The following is a 19261-nucleotide window of genomic DNA, read 5'->3' as shown; positions in this document are numbered from 1 at the left end:
GCGTGCCGTGCAACCCCGTTTTCGGATGTGGACACCGTCGCGCGGATGCGACGCATGCCGCACGCAGCAACCGGTTTCAGACCGCGTATCGCATCCGGCCCCGCGCCGCGCGACGCGCGCCACCCCGATCCGCCCCGCCACGCTCGACGAGCGGGCACGTGCGGCCTGACCGCTGGCCGACGCGCCACGCCCCACTGGAGGAGACGACATGAAAAACGACCTGCCCGAACTGGCCCCGCAAGCGCTACCGTCGCTCGATGCGCTGACGTCGCTGCTGCGCGATCAGCGCGCGGCCTATCTGCGCGCGCCGTACCCGGAATGGGACACCCGCGCGCAGCATCTGCGCGCGCTGCGCACGATGCTGATCGATCACGCGGATGCGCTCGCCGACGCGATCAGCGCCGACTTCGGTCATCGCGCGAAGCAGGAAGTGCTGCTGTCGGAAATCTGGATGGCGAAGGAAGAGATCGACGACGCGCTCAAGCACGGCAAGCGCTGGATGAAGCCGATCCGCAAGCCGATGAACAAGTGGCTGCGTCCGGCGCGCGCGAAGGTGCTGCCGCAGCCGCTCGGCGTGGTCGGCATCGTCGTGCCGTGGAACTACCCGGTGCTGCTGGCAGCGGGCCCGCTGATCTGCGCGCTGGCCGCCGGCAACCGCGCCATCGTCAAGATGTCCGAACTGACGCCGCGCACGTCCGCGCTGTTCGAGCAATTGATCGCGAAGACCTTCTCGCGCGATCACGTCGCGGTCGTGAACGGCGATGCCGAGCTCGGCGCCGCGTTCAGCGCGCTGCCGTTCGATCACCTGCTGTTCACCGGCTCGACGCACGTCGGCCGTCACGTGATGCGTGCCGCGGCCGACAACCTGACGCCCGTCACGCTCGAACTCGGCGGCAAGTCGCCGGCCATCGTCGGCCCGAACGCGCGCTTCGACGCGGCCGTCGACGCGATCATCGGCGGCAAGACGCTGAACGCGGGCCAGACCTGCATCGCGCCCGACTACGTGCTGCTGCCGCGCGGGATGGAAGCCGCGTTCATCGAGCGCGCGCGGGCGCGCTTCGCGAAGCTGTATCCGGACCTGTCGGCCAACGGCGATTACACGACGATCGTGTCGCCGCGCCACTACGCGCGGCTGCAGCAACTCGCGACCGACGCGCAGGCGGCCGGCGCGCAACTGCATCCGCTGACCGATGCGCCGTCCGATCCCGCGTCGCGCCGCTTCGTGCCGTGTGCGGTCACGCACGTGCCGGCCGCATCGCAGTTGATGCAGGAAGAAATCTTCGGGCCGCTGTTGCCGCTCGTGCCGTACGAGCGCCTCGACGAGGCGATCGCCTACGTGAATGCGCGCCCGCGGCCGCTCGCGCTGTATCTGTTCGACGAAGACCGCGGCACGATCGACCGCGTGATGCGCGAAACGATCTCGGGCGGCGTGACGGTCAATGAAACGCTGATGCACATCGCGTGCGGCAGCCTGCCGTTCGGCGGCGTCGGCGCAAGCGGAATGGGGGCGTATCACGGCTACGACGGCTTCGTGACGTTCTCGAAGATGAAGCCGGTGCTCACGCAGCCGCGCGTGAACATGCGCGGGCTGATCGCGCCGCCTTACGGCAAGCGCTTCGCCGCGGTGATCAAGATGATGCTGAAGTTCTAGGTGGCGCGGGCCGCGCGTCACGCGCGGCGATCCACCTGAAAATGCCGCGCGGCGACGCTGCCGCGCGCGCCGTCACACGGGCCAGAGCGGCCCTTCCTGCATCGCGCCGATCTGCTCGCGCAGTTCGAGGACGCGCGCTTCCCAGTAGCGATGCGTGTTGAACCACGGGAATGCGGCCGGAAAGGCCGGATCGTCCCAGCGGCGCGCAAGCCACGCCGCGTAGTGAATCAGTCGCAGCGTGCGCAATGCCTCGACCAGATGCAGTTCGCGCGGCTCGAATTCGCAGAAATCCTCGTACCCGGCGAGCAGGTCGGCGAGCGCACGCGATGCGCCTTCGCGATCGCCCGGCAGCAGCAGCCACAGATCCTGGACGGCAGGCGCCATCCGGCTGTCGTCGAAGTCGACGAAATGCGGGCCCGCGTCGGTCCACAGCACGTTGCTCGGATGGCAATCGCCGTGCGTGCGCAGCAGGCGGATTTCGCCCGCGCGCTCGAACGCCGCCTCGACGCCTTCCAGCGCGAGCGTGACGGCCGTTTCGTACGCGGGCCGTACGTCGTCCGGAATGAAATCGTGCGCGAGCAGGTAGTCGCGCGGCTCGTAGCCGAACGTGCGGATGTCGAGCACGGGGCGCGCGACATACGGCTGCGTCGCGCCGACCGCATGGATGCGGCCGATGAAGCGGCCGAGCCATTCGAGCGTATCGCTGCGGTCGAGATCGGGCGCCCGCCCGCCGCGCCGCTCGAAGATCGAGAAGCGGAAGCCGTCGAACGCGTGCAGCGTGCGGCCGTCGAACGTGCGCGCCTGCACGGCCGGAATCTCGCGCGCGGCGAGCTCGGCGACGAACGCGTGCTCTTCCAGGATCGCTTCGTCCGACCAGCGCCCGGGCCGGTAGAACTTCGCGACGACCGGCGGGCCGTCTTCGATGCCCACCTGGTAGACGCGGTTTTCGTAGCTGTTGAGGGCGAGCAGGCGCCCGTCGGTACGCAGCCCGGCCGGCATCAACACGCTGTCGAGCGCATCGAGCACGCACTCGGGCGTGAGGCCGGCGAACGGCGGGCCGGCGGGAGCGGCGGGGGTGGAAGTGACGTCTTTCATGCCCCGCATTGTGCCGTCAGCCGCGCCGAAAGACGAGCTTCCGGTGCGGCATGCACGCTCAGTGGATCGCGGCGCCGGCCGGCAGCACGGATTCGCCGGTGTCGATCAGGTCCTCGAGAAAGAACGGCTCGGTGTTGAGTTCTTTCGACTCGCCCGGCACGCCCGCGTACCAGGTCACCATGGCCATGTCGCCCAGAACGCGCTGAACGATGCCGCGCGCGCCCTTCGGCACCGCGATATGGGTAGTACAGACAATCGACCCGACATGCATGATGGTTCCCCACTCTTGAAACTTGAAACCCGACCCGCTGGCGAGCCGGCAAATGCACGATCCGCGCCGCCCTCGCCGGGGTGTTGCGCGTATCCCATTGTTCACGGTTTATCGAAGCGCGAAAAGAAGAAGAAGCGGGTGAAGTGCCGCGAATTCGTCGAATGTCTCCAATCAACCACTGCATCGCGCGTGCGCTTGCACGGGCGGATACCCCCATCATACCCTGTCGAATGTGACTGTCTGCCGAATCGGGCCGGCCGCCGCGCGGCGCGCACGCGAATTGCGCAACGGGCGTATCGTCTGCCCTTTGCCCGGCCGTCAGGAGATTTCGCGTGACCGCATCCAACGGAACCACGCCCGCGGCCTCGCGCCGCGACGCATCCCCGCCCTATCTCGAACGTGGTTCGCGCAACTATTGGCGCGCGAGCATCGCGCTGCTGTTCGCCGGCTACGCGACCTTCTCGCTGCTCTACTACGTACAGCCGCTGCTGCCGGAATTCTCGAACGCGTTCGGCGTGAGTCCCGCGCAAAGCAGTCTCGCGCTGTCGTTCGCGACGGGCGCGCTCGCCGTGGCCGTGTTCGTCGCGGGCTTCGTGTCCGAAGGGCTGAGCCGCCACCGGCTGATGACCGCATCGCTGATGCTGTCGTCGCTCCTCACGCTCGTCGCCGCGTTCGCGCCGCACTGGCACCAGATGCTGGTGCTGCGCGCGCTCACCGGGCTCGCGCTCGGCGGCGTGCCCGCCGTCGGCATGGCATATCTCGCCGAGGAAGTGCACCCCGACGGGCTCGGGCTCGCCATGGGACTCTACGTCGGCGGCAACGCGATCGGCGGGATGGCCGGGCGCGTGATCGCGGGCGTGCTCGCCGACCTGTTCACGTGGCGCATCGCGATCGGTGCGATCGGCGTGCTCGGCCTCGCCGCGACGCTCGCATTTCGCGCGTTGCTGCCGCCATCGCGCCATTTCACGCCGCGTCGCGGGCTCGGCTTCGCGCAGCATCGCGCGGCGCTCGCCCGACATCTCGCCGGCCGCCGCGAATTGCCCGTGCTGTTTGCAACGGCCTTCATCCTGATGGGCGGCTTCGTCACGCTGTACAACTACGTCGGCTATCGGCTCCTCGCGCCGCCGTATTCGATGAATCAGGCAACGATCGGCGCGATCTTCATCGTCTATCTGGTCGGCGTCGTCGCCTCGCCGTGGTCGGGGCGGATGGCCGATTCGATCGGCCGCGGCCGCGTGCTGATCGCGAGCGTCGTCATCATGCTGGCCGGCGTCGCGCTGACGCTGCTGCAGCCCGTCGCCGCGATCGCGTTCGGCATCGCGTGCGTGACGTTCGGCTTCTTCGCCGGGCATTCGACCGCGAGCGGCTGGGTCGGACGCCTCGCGACGCAAGGCAAGGGGCAGGCCGCCGCGCTGTATCTGCTGTCCTACTATCTCGGTTCGAGCATCGTCGGCTCGCTCGGCGGACGCTTCTGGAGCGCGTACGGCTGGCCCGGCGTCGCGGCGCTCGTCGCCATGCTGCTCATGGCCGGGCTGGCGGCCGCCGCGTGGCTGCGCTCGCGCGAACGCAGCGGCGCGGCGTGACGCCGTTCGTGCACGCGCGCCGGCGCATCGCCGGCAGTTGCGCCGGATGGCTACCTTGCGTTACCTTTGAAGCTCATTCGCGTTCAAGCGCATTTCGACACACGATGCATCCGCTCACGTCCGCTCTCGCAAAATCCCGGCCGCAGTTCGATACGCGGCCGCAGGCGTGCGCGCATCCGTCGGTCCTTCCCCCTCCTGTCGCACCGCCGCTCGTCAGCGCCGCGCCGCCCCCGCCGGCGGCACGCGCCGGCTGACCCGCCGGCTTTCGTTCTCCGTTTTCCATTCGCCCGTTTGCGGCCGTTCGTGCGCGTTGACGCACGGTGCGTTGCTGCGCGCGCGACATGGAACGTCTCGATCCGTTCGACAGGTGGATTCACATGGTTTCGTTCAAACGCGCGCTCGCCGCGCATGGCGCGACGTCGCTCTTCGTGCTGCTGTGGAGCAGCGGCGCGATCTTCGCCGAACTCGGGCTGCGTCACGCATCCGCATTCGTCTTTCTCACCGCACGCTTCGCGCTCGCGTCGCTCGTGCTGCTCGCGCTGGCCGGCATGCGCGGACGCTGGCTGCCGCCGCGCGGCGAGCGGCGCATGGCCGCGCTGACCGGCTTGCTGATGATGGGCGGCTATTCGATCTTCTACTTGCTCGCGCTCGAGCGCGGAATCGCGCCGGGCGTGCTCGCGACGATCCTCGGCGTGCAGCCGATCCTCACGCTCGCGATCGTCGAGCGGCGCTGGCAGCCGATGCGCGTCGCGGGGCTCGGGCTCTCGCTGGCGGGCCTCGCGCTCGTCGTGTGCCGCGGCGTGGGCGTCGGCGGCGCCGGGCTGCCGATCGCGGGTGTCGCCTGCGCGCTCGCCGCACTCGTCGCGCTGACCGTCGGCTCGCTGCTGCAAAAGCGCGTGCGCGCGGCACCCGCCGACGTGCTGCCGCTGCAGAACGCAATCGGCCTCGCGCTATGCGTGGCGATCCTGCCGTTCCGGCCGATCTCGCTCGATGCGAGCTGGGCGTTCGTCGTGCCGCTACTCTGGCTCGGCATCGTGATCTCGGTAATCGCGCAGTTGCTGTTCTACCGGTTGATGCAGCGCGGCGATCTCGTCAACGTGACGAGCCTGTTCTATCTCGTGCCCATCGTCACCACGCTGATGGACGCGGTCTGGCTCGGCAACCGGCCTGAACCGCTCGCGCTCGCCGGCATGGGCGCGATCGTCGCAGGGCTCGCGCTCGTGTTCCGCACGCCGGCCGTTCGCACACAACCCGATCGCGCGTAAGCGTGCACGCGCCGCCGCGCCCGCGGGTGCGGCGGCGCGCGTCGAAGATGCACGACATTCGCGCGCGAAATGAAATGAACGTGAAAGACATGCGCAAGGCATTCGTCCGATTCGCGGGAAATATGCGAAATCCCCGGGGTTTTCCGCTGACTTTTAACGGTCTGGATAGCGAAAAAAGGCGCCGGGTTGCCTATACTCGAATTGCCCGCCTTGCTCGCAATCGAGGCGGCTCGACACTAGAAATACCCGGCAGGGAGCTGGAAGCGGCGCCAGCGCGCCGACTCCGACCGACGCCCCACCGGGGTGGGGCCGAAGTAAGCGCTGAAGCGCCAGCTCCGGCCGACACTGGAGACACGCATGACGACCTATTTCACGATCGGCGACTTCATCCTGTTGATTCCGATGGCGCTGGCCGGCGCGCTGTTCCTCGGCGCGGTGCCCTGCGCAACCGAATTCCGCCACAACCTGCTGCGCGTGCTGGGCGTCATTCTCGGCGTCGGCGTCGCGGTGTTGCTCGTCGAAGGCCTGCCTGCGCTGATCTAGCAGCGCATCTCGGCGTGCAGGTCACGTCGCTGCACCGCAGCGACGTGATGGGGTGCATGCATGCGCGGCGATACGGCACGCGATGGTTCGCATCCCGTATCGACTGCATCGATCACCGGTCAGATCGCCTGATCGGTGGACGGCTTTTCCCACAGATTGATGCCACCTTCGGTCGCGTAGCGATCGATTTCCGCGAGTTCGTCGGCCGTGAACGCGAGGTTCTTCAGCGCGCCGACGTTTTCACGCACCTGCTCCGCCCGGCTCGCGCCGATCAGCGCGGACGTGACGCGACCATTGCGCAGCACCCATGCGAGCGCCATCTGCGCGAGACTCTGCCCGCGCCGCTCCGCGATGCCGTTGAGCTTGCGCACATGCTCGAGGTTGTCCGCGCTCAGGTGATCCTGCTTCAGCGAGCCGCCGCCCGGCTTGTTCACGCGTGCGTCGGCCGGCACGCCGTTCAGGTATTTCGACGTGAGCAGCCCCTGCGCGAGCGGCGTGAACGCGATGCTGCCCGTGCCGACGCCGTCGAGCGTATCGAGCAGATCCTCTTCGATCCAGCGGTTCAGCATGTTGTACGACGGCTGGTGAATCAGCAGCGGCACCTTGTACTGCGCGAGCAGCGCGGCCATCTCGCGCGTCTTCGCGGCCGAATACGACGAGATGCCGATGTACAGCGCCTTGCCCTGCTGCACGGCCGATGCGAGCGCGCCGGCCGTTTCCTCGAGCGGCGTGTGCGCGTCGAAGCGATGCGAATAGAAGATGTCGACGTAGTCGAGGCCCATGCGCTGCAGGCTCTGGTCGAGGCTCGCGAGCACGTACTTGCGCGACCCGCCGCCGCTGCCGTACGGGCCCGGCCACATGTCCCAGCCGGCCTTCGTCGAGATCAGCAGCTCGTCGCGGTACGGCCGGAAATCCTCCTTCAGCAGCCGGCCGAAGTTGGTTTCGGCGCTGCCGTACGGCGGCCCGTAGTTGTTCGCGAGATCGAAGTGGTTGATGCCGAGGTCGAATGCGGTGCGCAGGATGTCGCGCTGCGTCGCGATCGGCGTCGCGTCGCCGAAGTTGTGCCACAGGCCGAGCGACAGGGCGGGCAGTTTGAGCCCGGACTTGCCGCAGGTGCGGTACTGCATGTCGGCATAACGCTCGGAAGCTGCTTCGTAGGCCATGAGTCTGTTCCGTCAGGACATCGGGGGAAGGGACGCGCGCCGCACGCGAACATCGCGCGCCGGCGGCGAGGAAAACGTACGACGACTATGGTAGCGAACGCGGCGCGAGCGCGCACGGCGATGGACGCGGCCGCGCTCGTCGCCTACACTGCGGCGTCTCGAATCACCGTTACAGCGAGGTTGGTATGTCCCGGGTCATCTCGGTTGCGCTGCTCGTCGGCGGCGTCCTGCTGCTGTATTTCGGCGGCCAGTCGTTTCATTCGATCAACGACAACGTGTCGCGCTTCTTCACCGGCTCGCCCGCCACGAAGACGATCCTGCTGATCGTCGGCGGCGCCGTCGCCATGCTGATCGGCCTGATCGGCCTCGCGATGCCGGCCAGCAAGCGCTGAGCGCAGCGGTCTGCGTCACGCAACGGCCCGCGTCACGCGATCGGGCCGCGCACAATGCAACGGGCGGCCTGGGCCGCCCGTTTCTTCATCCGCCGAGCCGCCGCGGCGCCCCGTCGGGCGACCACGCCGGCCGAAACCGCTGCTAGAACTGCACTTCCGGCTTCGCCGCCGAACGCGTGCCCGGCAGCGGCCGGTTGCTCACGCCGTGATACGTGTACACCAGCGAGAACTTCACCTGGTCCGAACGGTTCTGCCCTGCCGAATGCAGCGTGTTGCAGTGGAAGAATACGACGTCGCCCGTCTGGAGCGGCGGGCAGGTTGCCGCGTCGATCATCTTCCGGTTTTCCGGCAGGTCGCCGCGGAAGAACTTCGCATTGTCGAACGCTTCCGGCCCGAATTCGGCCGTGTGCGAGCCCGGCACCAGCCACAGCGCGCCGTTTTCGTTCGTTTCCGGCCCGAGTGCGAGCCACACCGACACCATGTCCGCGCGTTCGAACGACCAGTAACGGAAATCGCGATGCCAGCCGGTGAGGCTGCCGTATGCCGGATGCTTCGTCATCATGCAGTTGTGATGCGCGCACGACAGAACCGGCTGCTCGCCGAAGTACTCGCGCATCCACGCGCCGATTTCGGGCGCGATCGCGCGCTCGGCGAACGCCGGATCGCGCGCGTACGCGTCGAGCAGCCGCCGCACCGTATGCCCGCCCGGCGCATGCTTCGACTCGGGCGCGCCCGGATAGCGCAGGTCCGCCTCGAATTCGATCGGCTCCGCCGCTTCCTGCAACTGGCGTTCCGCGACGCGCTTGAGCGCCGCGCACTGCGCTTCCCCGACGAGGCCGCGCGCAACGACGAAGCCGCGTTCGCGCAATTCCGCGACTTGCGCGCGGATCGATTCCGACTGCAATGGTGACGACATGGGATGCCAGACGTTTATTGTGTGAATGTGACGATTGTAAATCGGCGCCGGATGCCTCGAACAGCACCATTGTCGTGCGCAGGGGCATGCCAATCGGCGATTTGATCTGACTCAAGGGAACTGTGCGGCGCGACGCGAGCCTCAGCGACAGGCGGTATGCGGCACGCGCTTGCGGCACGAGGGTTTATGGCGACTTTTGCCGGTCATGAAACCCCTGTAGCCTGTCGCGGCCTGTCAATTCTGGCGGGCGCGGCGCGCAACGACTTTCGGTAAGATGCGTTGCGCCATCCGAGGCCGTTCATACCAGTGCGCTCTCAAGGGCGCCATCCATACAAGCGAAGCATCGTTCACATGCCATTCCGTCTGACTTCCCGTCTCAGCCGCGCTGCGAAGCGCGTCGTGCCATCCGCTCCCGCCCGTTCGCTGCGCCACCACGGCGCACGCACGCAGGCGCTCGCCGAGCGCACGCACGCGCATAGCCGGCTTGACGGTATCCGCGCGTGGTTCCACGCGTTTTTCTCGATGGTGAGCACGCAGGCGTTCGCCCGCCGTGCCGGCCTGCGCTCGCTGCTGCAGAAGCCGTCGTCGCTGCGCGCGCTCGCGCTGCGTCGCACGCTCGGCCCGCAGCGCCGCGTCAACCGCCCGCGCCGCCTTGCGGCGAGCACCGGGTGGTTCGGGTTCGGCGCACGCTGAAGCCGTGCCGCGGGCAATGCCCGCGACGATCGCCGCGTTGCGGCGCTCGACACGCATAAAAAAACCCCGGCATGCCGGGGTTTTTTTGTTTCGTGCGAACGACGCTTACGCGACGCGTGCCGTCGGCTCCACGCCGGCCGCTTCGGCCAGTGCGAGTGCCTTGTCGGTGGCTTCCCACGAGAATTCCGGCTCTTCGCGGCCGAAGTGGCCGTAAGCTGCCGTCTTCTCGTAGATCGGGCGCAGCAGGTCGAGCATCTTGATGATGCCCTTCGGACGCAGGTCGAAGTGCTCGCGCACGAGCTTCGTGATCACGGCATCCGACACGCGGCCCGTGCCGAACGTGTTGACCATCACCGAGGTCGGCTCGGCGACGCCGATCGCGTACGACACCTGGATCAGCGCGCGCGACGCGAGGCCGGCAGCGACGATGTTCTTCGCGACGTAGCGGCCTGCATACGCTGCCGAACGGTCGACCTTCGACGGATCCTTGCCCGAGAACGCGCCGCCGCCGTGCGGTGCGGCACCGCCGTAGGTATCGACGATGATCTTGCGGCCGGTCAGGCCGCAGTCGCCCTGCGGGCCGCCGATCACGAACCGGCCGGTCGGGTTCACGAGGAATTTGATGTCGCCCTTGATCAGGTCGGCCGGCAGCGTCGGCTTGATGATTTCCTCGATCACGGCTTCGCGCAGCGCCGGCAGCTCGATGTCCGGTGCGTGCTGCGTGGACAGCACGACGGTGTCGATCGCATCCGGGCGGCCGTCGACGTAGCGGACCGTCACCTGCGACTTCGCGTCCGGACGCAGCCATTGCAGGCGGCCGTCGCGGCGCAGGCTGGCCTGGCGCTCGACAAGGCGGTGCGACAGGTAGATCGGCAGCGGCATCAGTTCCGGCGTTTCGTCGCATGCGTAACCGAACATCAGGCCCTGGTCGCCAGCGCCTTGATCGAGGTTGTCGTCATGCGCGCGGTCGACGCCTTGCGCGATGTCCGGCGACTGCTTGTCGTACGCGACGAGCACGGCGCAACCCTTGTAGTCGATGCCGTAGTCGGTGTTGTCGTAGCCGATGCGCTTGATGGTGTCGCGCGCGATCTGGATGTAATCGATGTTCGCCGTCGTGGTGATTTCACCGGCCAGCACGACGAGACCCGTGTTGCACAGCGTTTCCGCCGCAACGCGGGAATATTTGTCTTGCTCGAGGATGGCGTCGAGAATCGCGTCCGAGATTTGGTCCGCGACCTTGTCCGGATGGCCTTCGGAGACGGATTCGGACGTGAAGAGATAATCGTTTGCCACTTTTTCAGGCTCCTGTGTGGATACGGTTGGTTTCACGTAGCCAGCTTCGTTGGGCCTGAAGCGGCGACGCTTTAGCGGATTACCAGGACCGGGCAGCGCGCTTCGCGCCAGCCGGCTTCGCCCCGCAAGTTGTCAGTTAACTCGGCGAAGCCCGTATTATAGCGGCTTTCGTGAATTGTCACAGAGCGCCACCCGTGCCGCATCGTCCGCTGTTCTACCCCCCTGTTCGCAACGTGCCGGCCAGCCGGCCCCACGGAGGTTCCGCATGCTAGGCCGCCTCGGCACGCACCTCGCCATCGGCTTGCTGAAGCTGCTCGCCCTGCTGCCCTACGGCTTGACCGCACGGTTCGGCGACGGCCTCGGCTGGCTGCTGTACCAGATTCCCAGCCGGCGAAAGCGCATCGTACATATCAATCTGAAACTCTGCTTCCCCGACTGGAGCGACGAACGGCGCGAGGAAGTGGCGGGCCTGCACTTCCGTCACGCGATCCGCAGCTACGTCGAGCGCAGCGTCCAGTGGTTCGGCTCCGAGCGCAAGCTCGCGAAACTGATCCAGGTCGACAGCGCGGTCGACCTCACCGATCCCGATCTGCCCCCGACGCTGTTCCTCGGCCTGCATTTCGTCGGCATCGAAGCCGGCTCGATCTGGCTGAACCGGTCGCTGCACCGCCGTTGCGGGTCGCTGTACCAGCCGTTCTCGAACGCGATACTCGAGGAAGAGGCGAAAAAGGCACGCGGGCGCTTCGACGCCGAGATGGTCGGCCGCGCGGACAGCGCGCGCGTCGTGCTGCGCTGGCTGCGCGACCGCAAGCCGGTGATGCTCGGCGCGGACATGGATTACGGGCTGCGCAATTCGACGTTCGTCCCCTTCTTCGGCGTGCCCGCCTGCACGCTGACGGCCGTCGGCCGGCTCGCGAAGACGGGCCGCGCGCAGGTCGTGCCGTTCATCGGCGAGGTGCTGCCGAACTACAAGGGCTACCGGCTGAAGGTATTCAAGCCGTGGGATCACTACCCGACCGGCGACGACGATCTCGACGCGCGGCGGATGAACGCATTCCTCGAGGAACAGATTCCGCTGATGCCCGAGCAGTATTACTGGGTTCACAAGCGCTTCAAGACCCGGCCGCCCGGCGAGCCGAGCCTCTATTGAGTCAGTCGGGGCTGCGGGCGCGCCGTCAAACGCGCGCCTGCGCCCTCGTCACCTTCGGCACGCCTTTCGCGCGCGCCTGCCACAGATCGTAGGCCGACTGCTGCGCGAGCCACAGATCCGCCCGGCCGCCGTTTTCCTCGCCCAGCCACGCCTCGAGACGCAGCGCCATTTCGGGCGAGATGCCGGCATGGCCGTGCAGGATGCGCGACAGCGCCGCCCGCGTGACGCCGAGCTGCGCGGCGGCTTCGGTAACGGTCAGGCGGAGCGCCGGCAAAATGTCGTCACGCAGCGTTTCGCCCGGATGGGGCGGATTGAAGATGCGAGTCATGGCGTTGAATGACCTCAGTGATAGTCTTGATAGTTGACCAGGACGACATCGGGGCCCTCGACCCTGAACGTCAGGCGCCAGTTGACGCTCACGCTCACCGAGTAGTAACCCTCCAGCCCGCCGGCGAGGCGGTGAAGGTGCCAGCCCGGAACGTTCATGTCGAGCGGCTGACTCGCCATGTCGAGACGGGCAAGCTGGCGCCGCAACCTCGGGGCATGATCCGGCCGGATGCCCGCCTCGCTCCCGTTCGTGAAAAACGCCTGCAGCCCCTTGTGCTGCCATGACTTGATCATGGGCCCCCCATACTCTCGGCGATATCGATGGCATGGCCCGCATGGCGTATAGCCAGACTATACGAATCGCCCGATTGAGTTGTCAATTTGACCGGTACGAAAACACGCACGCGGTTCGTCCCGTGCGCGGGCAAAGAGCCCGGGCGCGTGCCGCCGGATTCGCTCGCCCTGGCAACGCCCGCCACACCGCACCACCTCAATCTGCCCACTCGCCGCCCGTGCAACCAGTCGGCCGATCGGCCGACATCTTCCGGCTCCGCCGCCCGAACGACACCCGCCGCCCGCCCGCGCAGGACGCCCCTGTCCGCTGCATGTATCATTTGCGGTTGAGATCAGCACGACGAACGAGGCCGCCCGGGATGGCGGCACATCGTCTTCGTCGCGCCGACCGCCTTGTTCGCCATGGAACCCCGGACCCTGTGAAACTCTCGTTCACCAAGATGCACGGCGCGGGCAACGACTTCGTCGTGCTCGACGGCTATTCGCGCGCGTTGCCGCCGCTCACCGAAGCGCAAGTGCGCGCGCTCGCCAGCCGGCACTTCGGCATCGGCGCCGACCAGTTGCTGCTCGTCGAAAAACCGACCATCGACGGCGTGGACTTCAAGTACCGGATCTTCAATTGCGACGGCGGCGAGGTCGAACACTGCGGCAACGGCGCGCGCTGCTTCGTGAAGTTCGTCAGCGACCGCGGCCTGACCGACAAGCGCACCGTGCGCGTGCAGGTAATGAAGGGCCTGATCACACTGACGATGCAGGACAACGGCGAAGTCGTCGTCGACATGGGCGCGCCCGTGTTCGCGCCGGCGCAGGTGCCGTTCGACGCGTCGGGGCTCGACGGCCGCACGGAAGGCCGCGACACGCTGTGGCCGCTCGACGTCGGCGGCCACACGCGCTGGATCTCGACGGTGACGATGGGCAACCCGCACGCGGTGCAGGTCGTCGACGATGCCGAAGCGTATCCGGTGCGCGAAGAAGGCCCGCTGATCGAGCGCCATGCACGCTTTCCGGCGCGCGTGAACGCCGGCTTCATGCAGATCGTGTCGCGCAACGAGGTGAAACTGCGCGTATACGAACGCGGCGCGGGCGAAACGCTCGCGTGCGGCACCGGCGCGTGCGCGGCGGTGGCGGCCGGCATCCGGCGCGGCCTGCTCGATTCGCCGGTGACCGTGCACACGCACGGCGGCACGCTGACGATCGGCTGGGACGGCGCGCGCGACGAAGCCGCCGCGCTGACGATGGCCGGGCCCGCCACGACCGTGTTCGAAGGCGAGATCGACCTGAACGTCTGACCCTTCAACGTCCTGACTCCTGATAACTGAACGCTCCCGTCACATGAACGATCGCGAAGTCGCCGACTACCTGCTCGCCAATCCCGAATTCTTCGCGCAACACGCGGAACTGCTCGCGACGATCCGTCTTGCGAACCCGCACGGCAAGGCCGCGATCTCGCTGCAGGAGCGGCAGATGGAAATGCTGCGCGACAAGAACAAGCACCTCGAGCGCCGGCTCGCGGAGCTGGTGCGCTACGGGCACGAGAACGACAGCCTGTCCGCGAAGTTCAGCCGCTGGACCGCCCGCGTGATCGCCGAGCGCGACCCGTACGCGCTGCCGCGCACGATCGCCGACGGCATTTCCGACGTGTTCGACGTGCCGCAAACGGCGCTGCGCGTATGGGACGTCGCCGACACTTACGCGCAGGCCGATTTCGCGCGCCAGGTCGGCGAGGAAGTGCGTCTGTTCACGAATGGCCTGTCGACGCCGTACTGCGGCGCGAACACCGGCTTCGAAGCGGCCCAGTGGCTCGCGCCCGCGGTGGTGCCGGCCGCGAACGCGGCGGAAGGCGGCGAAGCCGCGCCGGCCGGCGACGGCGCGGCCACGTCGGTCGCGCTGCTCGCGCTGCGCGCGCCGCTCGCCGGCGCAGACGCGCCCGCCTTCGGCCTGCTCGTGCTCGGCTCGCCCGATCCGCGCCGCTTCCACGACGGGATGGCCACCGATTTCCTCGCGCAGATCGCGACGCTCGCGAGCGCCGCGCTCACGCGCCTGCTGCCGCACTGACGCCGCACCCGCGATGACCGACGATCCGATCGCCGCCTACCTGTCGAACCTGAAGCACGTCAGGCAGCTGTCGGAACATACGCTGCGCGCGTATACGCACGAACTCGACGAACTGAAGAAGCTCGCGTCCGGCCGTCCGCTCGAAGCGCTGACGGCCACCGACATGCGCGGCGCGGTCGCCCGCGCCCACGCGGGCGGCCTGTCCGCGCGATCGATCTCGCATCGGCTGTCCGCGTGGCGCGCGTTCTACCGCTGGCTCGCGCAGCGCATCGAGATGCCGGCGAACCCGGTCGCCGCGGTGCGTGCGCCGAAGCGCCCGAAAACCTTGCCGAAGGCGCTGTCGGTCGACGACGCATCGGCGCTGATGGACGCGCCGCTCGCCAACACCACCGAAGGCATCCGCGATCACGCGATCCTCGAACTGTTCTATTCGTCCGGGCTGCGCCTCGCCGAACTCGTCGGACTCGACGTGATGTACACGCAGGCCGACGGCTACCGGTCGATCGGCTGGCTCGATCTCGCCGAAGCCGAAGTCACCGTGCGCGGCAAGGGCAACAAGGAACGCAAGGTGCCGGTCGGCCGCAAGGCGATCGACGCGCTGAACGCGTGGCTCGCGGTGCGCGGCGAATTCGTGAAGCACGACCCGCATCCGCTGTTCGTGTCCGTGCGCGGCAACCGGATGGCGCCGGGCGTCGTGCGCGAGCGCGTGAAGCGCGCGGCGCTCGCCGCGGGCATTCCCGCCAACGTCCACCCGCACGTGCTGCGCCACTCGTTCGCGACGCACGTGCTGCAATCGAGCGGCGACCTGCGCGCGGTGCAGGAACTGCTGGGCCATGCGAGCGTCGCCGCGACGCAGGTCTATACGTCGCTCGACTTCCAGCATCTCGCGAAGATTTACGACAGCGCGCATCCGCGCGCGAAGAAGCGCGACTGACGCGTCCCGTCTTACCCGCCGCGCACGGCGACCGGCACCGGCCGGCTTCGCCCGCGGCCCATTTCGATCCGATCATGCAAACCGTCACACTCAAACCGTCCAAGGAAAAATCGCTGCTGCGCCGGCATCCGTGGATCTACGCCAATGCGATCGATCGCGTCGACGGCAAGCCCGCGCCCGGCGCGACCGTGATCGTGCGCGCGCACGACGGCCGCTTCCTCGCGCGCGGCGCGTACAGCCCGCAGTCGCAGATCCGCGTGCGCGTATGGAGCTTCGACGAGAACGAACCGATCGACCACGCGTTCTTCAAGCGCCGCGTGCAGCGTGCGGTCGCGCACCGCACGACGATGGTGTCGGGCACGGGCGCCGTGCGGCTCGTGTTCGGCGAGGCCGACGGGCTGCCGGGGCTGATCGTCGACTACTACATTGCGGACACGGCCGAACCGGGCGCCGCGCCGCGCGGCCAGCTCGTGTGCCAGTTCATGGCCGCCGGCGTGGAAGCATGGAAGGACGCGATCGTCGCGGCACTGAGCAGCGCGACCGGCTGTCCGAACGTGTACGAACGCTCGGACGTATCGATCCGCGACAAGGAAGGGCTCGAACAGACGACCGGCGTGCTCGCCGGCGACGCGCCGCCCGCGACGCTAATCTCGAACGAAAACGGGGTGCGGTATCACGTCGACGTGCCCAACGGCCACAAGACGGGCTTCTACGTCGACCAGCGCGACAACCGCGCGCTCGTCGCGCAGTACGCGGCCGGCCGCGACGTGCTGAACTGCTTCTGCTACACGGGCGGCTTCTCGCTCGCCGCGCTCAAGGGCGGCGCGACGCGCGTCGTGTCGATCGACTCGTCGGGCGACGCGCTCGCGCTCGCGCAGCAGAACGTCGTGGCGAACGGCTTCGACGCCGAACGCGCGACCTGGCTCGACGCCGATGCGTTCAAGACGCTGCGCCGCCTCGTCGACGAAGGCGAGCGTTTCGACCTGATCGTGCTCGATCCGCCGAAGTTCGCGCCGACCCGCGACAGCGTCGACCGCGCGGCGCGCGCCTACAAGGACATCAACCTGAGCGGCTTCAAGCTGCTGCGTCCGGGCGGCCTGCTGTTCACGTATTCGTGCTCGGGCGCGATCGACATGGATCTGTTCCAGAAGATCGTCGCGGGCGCGGCCGCCGACGCGAAGGTCGATGCGCGCATCCTGAAGCGGCTCGGCGCGGGCGTCGATCACCCGTTGCTCGCCGCGTTCCCGGAAGGCGAATATCTGAAGGGCCTGCTGTTGCAAATCGTCTGATCGCCCCGATCTACGCGCACACCCGCGTCCGCCGGCCGTTCCCGCTGGCGGACGCGCTTGCCCCTGTCGTCCGGACGACGGGCACGGGCTTGACAGGTATGTTTCAATGGATGGTTGTGCGCCCCGGCTCGCGAGTCGACGGCGCGACGCACACATCCTGGTTTTGACCCCGATTCACGAACCACAGGCGACCGACATGGCCACTCCCGTCACCATCCTCACCGGCTTCCTCGGCAGCGGCAAGACGACGCTGCTCAAGCGCATCCTGAACGAACAGCACGGCATGAAGATCGCCGTGATCGAGAACGAGTTCGGCGAAGAGAACATCGACAACGAGATCCTCGTGCAGGACTCGAACGAGCAGATCATCCAGATGAGCAACGGCTGCATCTGCTGCACGATCCGCGGCGACCTCGCCCGCGCGCTCGGCGATCTGGCCGCGAAGAAGCGCGAAGGCAAGCTCGATTTCGACCGCATCGTGATCGAAACGACCGGCCTCGCGAACCCGGGCCCCGTCGCGCAGACCTTCTTCATCGACAGCGAGATCGCCGACGACTTCCTGCTCGACGCCGTCATCACGCTGGTCGACGCGAAGCACGCGAACGCGCAGCTCGACGAACACGAAGTGGTGCAGCGCCAGGTCGGCTTCGCCGATCGCCTGTTCATCACGAAGTCGGACCTCGTCGACGACCAGGCCGTCGCGGCGCTCAAGCACCGTCTGATGCACATGAACCCGAAGGCGACGATCAAGGTCGTGAATTTCGGCGAAGCGGACATCAAGGAAATCTTCGACCTGCGCGGCTTCAACCTGAACGCGAAGCTCGAGATCGACCCGGACTTCCTCGCCGAGGACGATCACGCGCACCATCACCACGATCACGACCATGATCACGCGCATTGCGACCACGATCACGGTCAATGCGCGCACGATCACGACCACGGTCACCACCATCATCACGCGCACCACGACGACAAGATCAAATCGTTCGTGTACCGCAACGACCGCCCGTTCGACCCGAACAAGCTGGAAGACTTCCTCGGCGGCATCCTGCAGATCTACGGGGAACGGATGTTGCGCTACAAGGGCGTGCTGTACATGAAGGGCGTCGATCGCAAGGTCGTGTTCCAGGGCGTGCACCAGATGATGGGCAGCGATCTCGCCGCCAAGTGGCTGCCGGTCGAGAAGAAGACCAACAAGATGGTGTTCATCGGCGTCGACCTGCCGCAGGACCTGATCACCGACGGCCTCGACGCCTGCCTCGCCTGAGCACTCGGGCAAGTCCCGCGAGCCGCCCGCGCGGCCGCCTCGGCGAGCCGCCGGGGCCGTCGCGCGGCGCCTTTTCCGGGAAGGGTTTCGCCGTCATCGCTTTTTCGCGATTTGCGCGTTATATTTTCTAGATATTGGCGCAGCCGACGGGGATCGACCCGATACGGCGCCCGCTTGCGATTCAGTTACAATACGTGCCCGCTGGAGTACGGCAATAACAGGCCCGGTTCTTGCAGAACCTTTACCCGGGCATCGCAACCGCGCCGGATCGCCCATCCATCACCGGCCGCGGCCGAAGCGATCTGCCGCGCAGCACACCGGTTCGCCGCGCGCAAATCCGCGCCAGGCCTATCCTGGTATTTGAGAACCGGTTTTCCAGAGGCTTTCGGCCCCGCGGCGGCAAATCGCAAATGATTGCAAGCGCAGTTGCGGGTAATCCCAAAGTGCAGGCACTATCTCCGGATTTGCCGCACATTGAAGAAGCAAGCAGATGACGAAGAAACTCTTGACCGAAGCCGAAATCCTGAAGATGAGCGACAAGGATTACATGAATGAGGATCAGCTCGCCTTCTTCAAAAATCGGCTCGAACAGTTGCAGGCGGACATCCTCAAGAATGCAGGCCAGACGACCGAGAACCTGCGCGAGACGGTGATCGTGCCCGATCCTGCCGATCGCGCGACGATCGAGGAAGAGCACGCGCTCGAGCTGCGTACGCGCGATCGCGAACGCAAACTCCTCAAGAAGGTTCAGCAATCGCTCGCCCGCATCGATTCCGGCGACTACGGCTGGTGCGAGGAAACCGGCGAACCGATCGGCATTCCGCGACTGATCGCGCGTCCGACGGCTACGCTGTCGCTCGAAGCGCAAGAGCGCCGCGAGCTGCGCCAGAAGCTGTTCGGCGACTGATCGAGCGGCGCTCCGCTCAAACACGCTGCTTCCCGAAAGCGCGCGGCCTGCCGCGCGCTTTTTGTTTTTCCGGCGCCGATCCCGGTGCCCGGCCGCCGGCGACGACGCGCGCCGGCCGATTTGCATCCTCCTCTTGATATCCCGGCGCCCGCCCTAAAATGAAACGGACGCGC

General features: G+C 67.2%; 20 protein-coding genes. 13 read left to right on the top strand and 7 right to left on the bottom strand.

The genetic code is table 11. The features are described 5' to 3' along the window. Window positions 1-208 precede the first annotated feature (208 nt). A complete protein-coding gene (locus BME24068_RS26660) occupies window positions 209-1651 on the top strand; it encodes a coniferyl aldehyde dehydrogenase (RefSeq protein WP_174927883.1) in 1443 nt (480 codons plus the stop codon). A 72-nt stretch (window positions 1652-1723) separates the two neighbouring features. Here the strand turns inward: BME24068_RS26660 and BME24068_RS26655 are convergent, their stop codons facing one another. Continuing rightward, window positions 1724-2755 carry a serine/threonine protein kinase gene (locus BME24068_RS26655; protein ID WP_096508373.1) on the bottom strand — a complete coding sequence of 344 codons (1032 nt, stop codon included), beginning with the start codon at window positions 2753-2755 and terminating at the stop codon, window positions 1724-1726. 49 nt (window positions 2756-2804) lie between these two features. Next, on the bottom strand, window positions 2805-3017 hold the full coding sequence (locus BME24068_RS26650) for a hypothetical protein (protein WP_011886311.1): 213 nt from the start codon (window positions 3015-3017) through the stop codon (window positions 2805-2807). Between the two features lie 332 nt (window positions 3018-3349). Between BME24068_RS26650 and BME24068_RS26645 the strand changes: the two genes are divergently transcribed. From BME24068_RS26645 to BME24068_RS26635, 3 genes are all read left to right on the top strand, one after another. Beyond that, window positions 3350-4600: an MFS transporter gene (locus BME24068_RS26645; protein WP_174927882.1), complete on the top strand. Its 1251-nt coding sequence runs from the start codon at window positions 3350-3352 to the stop codon at window positions 4598-4600. 377 nt (window positions 4601-4977) lie between these two features. Then, on the top strand, window positions 4978-5865 hold the full coding sequence (locus tag BME24068_RS26640) for a DMT family transporter (protein WP_174927881.1): 888 nt from the start codon (window positions 4978-4980) through the stop codon (window positions 5863-5865). Between the two features lie 357 nt (window positions 5866-6222). After that, entirely contained in the window at window positions 6223-6408 is a 186-nt protein-coding gene (locus BME24068_RS26635; protein ID WP_011353526.1) for a hypothetical protein, read from the top strand. A gap of 119 nt (window positions 6409-6527) precedes the next feature. Here the strand turns inward: BME24068_RS26635 and mgrA are convergent, their stop codons facing one another. After that, on the bottom strand, window positions 6528-7571 hold the full coding sequence (gene mgrA / locus BME24068_RS26630) for an L-glyceraldehyde 3-phosphate reductase (RefSeq protein ID WP_096508376.1): 1044 nt from the start codon (window positions 7569-7571) through the stop codon (window positions 6528-6530). 185 nt (window positions 7572-7756) lie between these two features. On the opposite strand from mgrA, the gene BME24068_RS26625 reads away from it, so the two are divergent. After that, window positions 7757-7963 carry a DUF3185 family protein gene (locus tag BME24068_RS26625; protein ID WP_096508377.1) on the top strand — a complete coding sequence of 69 codons (207 nt, stop codon included), beginning with the start codon at window positions 7757-7759 and terminating at the stop codon, window positions 7961-7963. 142 nt (window positions 7964-8105) lie between these two features. On the opposite strand, the gene BME24068_RS26620 is transcribed toward BME24068_RS26625, so the two are convergent. After that, the gene (locus BME24068_RS26620) at window positions 8106-8879 is read right to left on the bottom strand and encodes a phytanoyl-CoA dioxygenase family protein (RefSeq protein WP_096508378.1); all 774 of its coding nucleotides are present in this window, start codon (window positions 8877-8879) and stop codon (window positions 8106-8108) included. A 351-nt stretch (window positions 8880-9230) separates the two neighbouring features. On the opposite strand from BME24068_RS26620, the gene BME24068_RS26615 reads away from it, so the two are divergent. Then, complete coding sequence (locus BME24068_RS26615; RefSeq protein ID WP_096508379.1) at window positions 9231-9572, top strand: hypothetical protein; 342 nt, start codon at window positions 9231-9233, stop codon at window positions 9570-9572. Between the two features lie 105 nt (window positions 9573-9677). Here the strand turns inward: BME24068_RS26615 and metK are convergent, their stop codons facing one another. Then, window positions 9678-10865 carry a methionine adenosyltransferase gene (metK, locus tag BME24068_RS26610; protein WP_096508380.1) on the bottom strand — a complete coding sequence of 396 codons (1188 nt, stop codon included), beginning with the start codon at window positions 10863-10865 and terminating at the stop codon, window positions 9678-9680. 265 nt (window positions 10866-11130) lie between these two features. Between metK and lpxL the strand changes: the two genes are divergently transcribed. Continuing rightward, window positions 11131-12015: a lauroyl acyltransferase LpxL gene (lpxL, locus tag BME24068_RS26605; RefSeq protein ID WP_096508381.1), complete on the top strand. Its 885-nt coding sequence runs from the start codon at window positions 11131-11133 to the stop codon at window positions 12013-12015. Between the two features lie 25 nt (window positions 12016-12040). Here the strand turns inward: lpxL and BME24068_RS26600 are convergent, their stop codons facing one another. After that, window positions 12041-12343 carry a HigA family addiction module antitoxin gene (locus BME24068_RS26600; RefSeq protein ID WP_096508382.1) on the bottom strand — a complete coding sequence of 101 codons (303 nt, stop codon included), beginning with the start codon at window positions 12341-12343 and terminating at the stop codon, window positions 12041-12043. Between the two features lie 14 nt (window positions 12344-12357). Continuing rightward, window positions 12358-12636 (bottom strand): type II toxin-antitoxin system RelE/ParE family toxin, encoded by a 279-nt coding sequence (locus BME24068_RS26595; RefSeq protein WP_174927880.1) that lies wholly within the window; start codon window positions 12634-12636, stop codon window positions 12358-12360. 419 nt (window positions 12637-13055) lie between these two features. Here BME24068_RS26595 and dapF point away from each other — a divergent pair, with 419 nt between their 5' ends. The 6 genes from dapF (at window position 13056) to dksA (ending at window position 19088) form a co-directional block, all read left to right on the top strand. Beyond that, the gene (dapF, locus tag BME24068_RS26590; RefSeq protein ID WP_096508384.1) at window positions 13056-13925 is read left to right on the top strand and encodes a diaminopimelate epimerase; all 870 of its coding nucleotides are present in this window, start codon (window positions 13056-13058) and stop codon (window positions 13923-13925) included. A gap of 43 nt (window positions 13926-13968) precedes the next feature. After that, complete coding sequence (locus BME24068_RS26585; protein WP_096508385.1) at window positions 13969-14691, top strand: DUF484 family protein; 723 nt, start codon at window positions 13969-13971, stop codon at window positions 14689-14691. Window positions 14692-14704: 13 nt separating this feature from the next. Further along, window positions 14705-15625 carry a tyrosine recombinase XerC gene (gene xerC / locus BME24068_RS26580; protein WP_096508386.1) on the top strand — a complete coding sequence of 307 codons (921 nt, stop codon included), beginning with the start codon at window positions 14705-14707 and terminating at the stop codon, window positions 15623-15625. A gap of 74 nt (window positions 15626-15699) precedes the next feature. Beyond that, window positions 15700-16914 (top strand): class I SAM-dependent rRNA methyltransferase, encoded by a 1215-nt coding sequence (locus BME24068_RS26575; RefSeq protein WP_096508387.1) that lies wholly within the window; start codon window positions 15700-15702, stop codon window positions 16912-16914. Between the two features lie 196 nt (window positions 16915-17110). Next, on the top strand, window positions 17111-18181 hold the full coding sequence (locus tag BME24068_RS26570; RefSeq protein WP_096508388.1) for a CobW family GTP-binding protein: 1071 nt from the start codon (window positions 17111-17113) through the stop codon (window positions 18179-18181). Window positions 18182-18671: 490 nt separating this feature from the next. Then, entirely contained in the window at window positions 18672-19088 is a 417-nt protein-coding gene (dksA, locus tag BME24068_RS26565; protein WP_174927879.1) for an RNA polymerase-binding protein DksA, read from the top strand. Window positions 19089-19261: the final 173 nt, after the last annotated feature.

The organism is Burkholderia anthina (assembly GCF_902498995.1).
GTDB lineage: Bacteria > Pseudomonadota > Gammaproteobacteria > Burkholderiales > Burkholderiaceae > Burkholderia > Burkholderia anthina.
The sequence above is the reverse complement of the archived record's forward strand: the minus strand, read 5'-3'. Positions and strand labels throughout refer to the sequence as shown.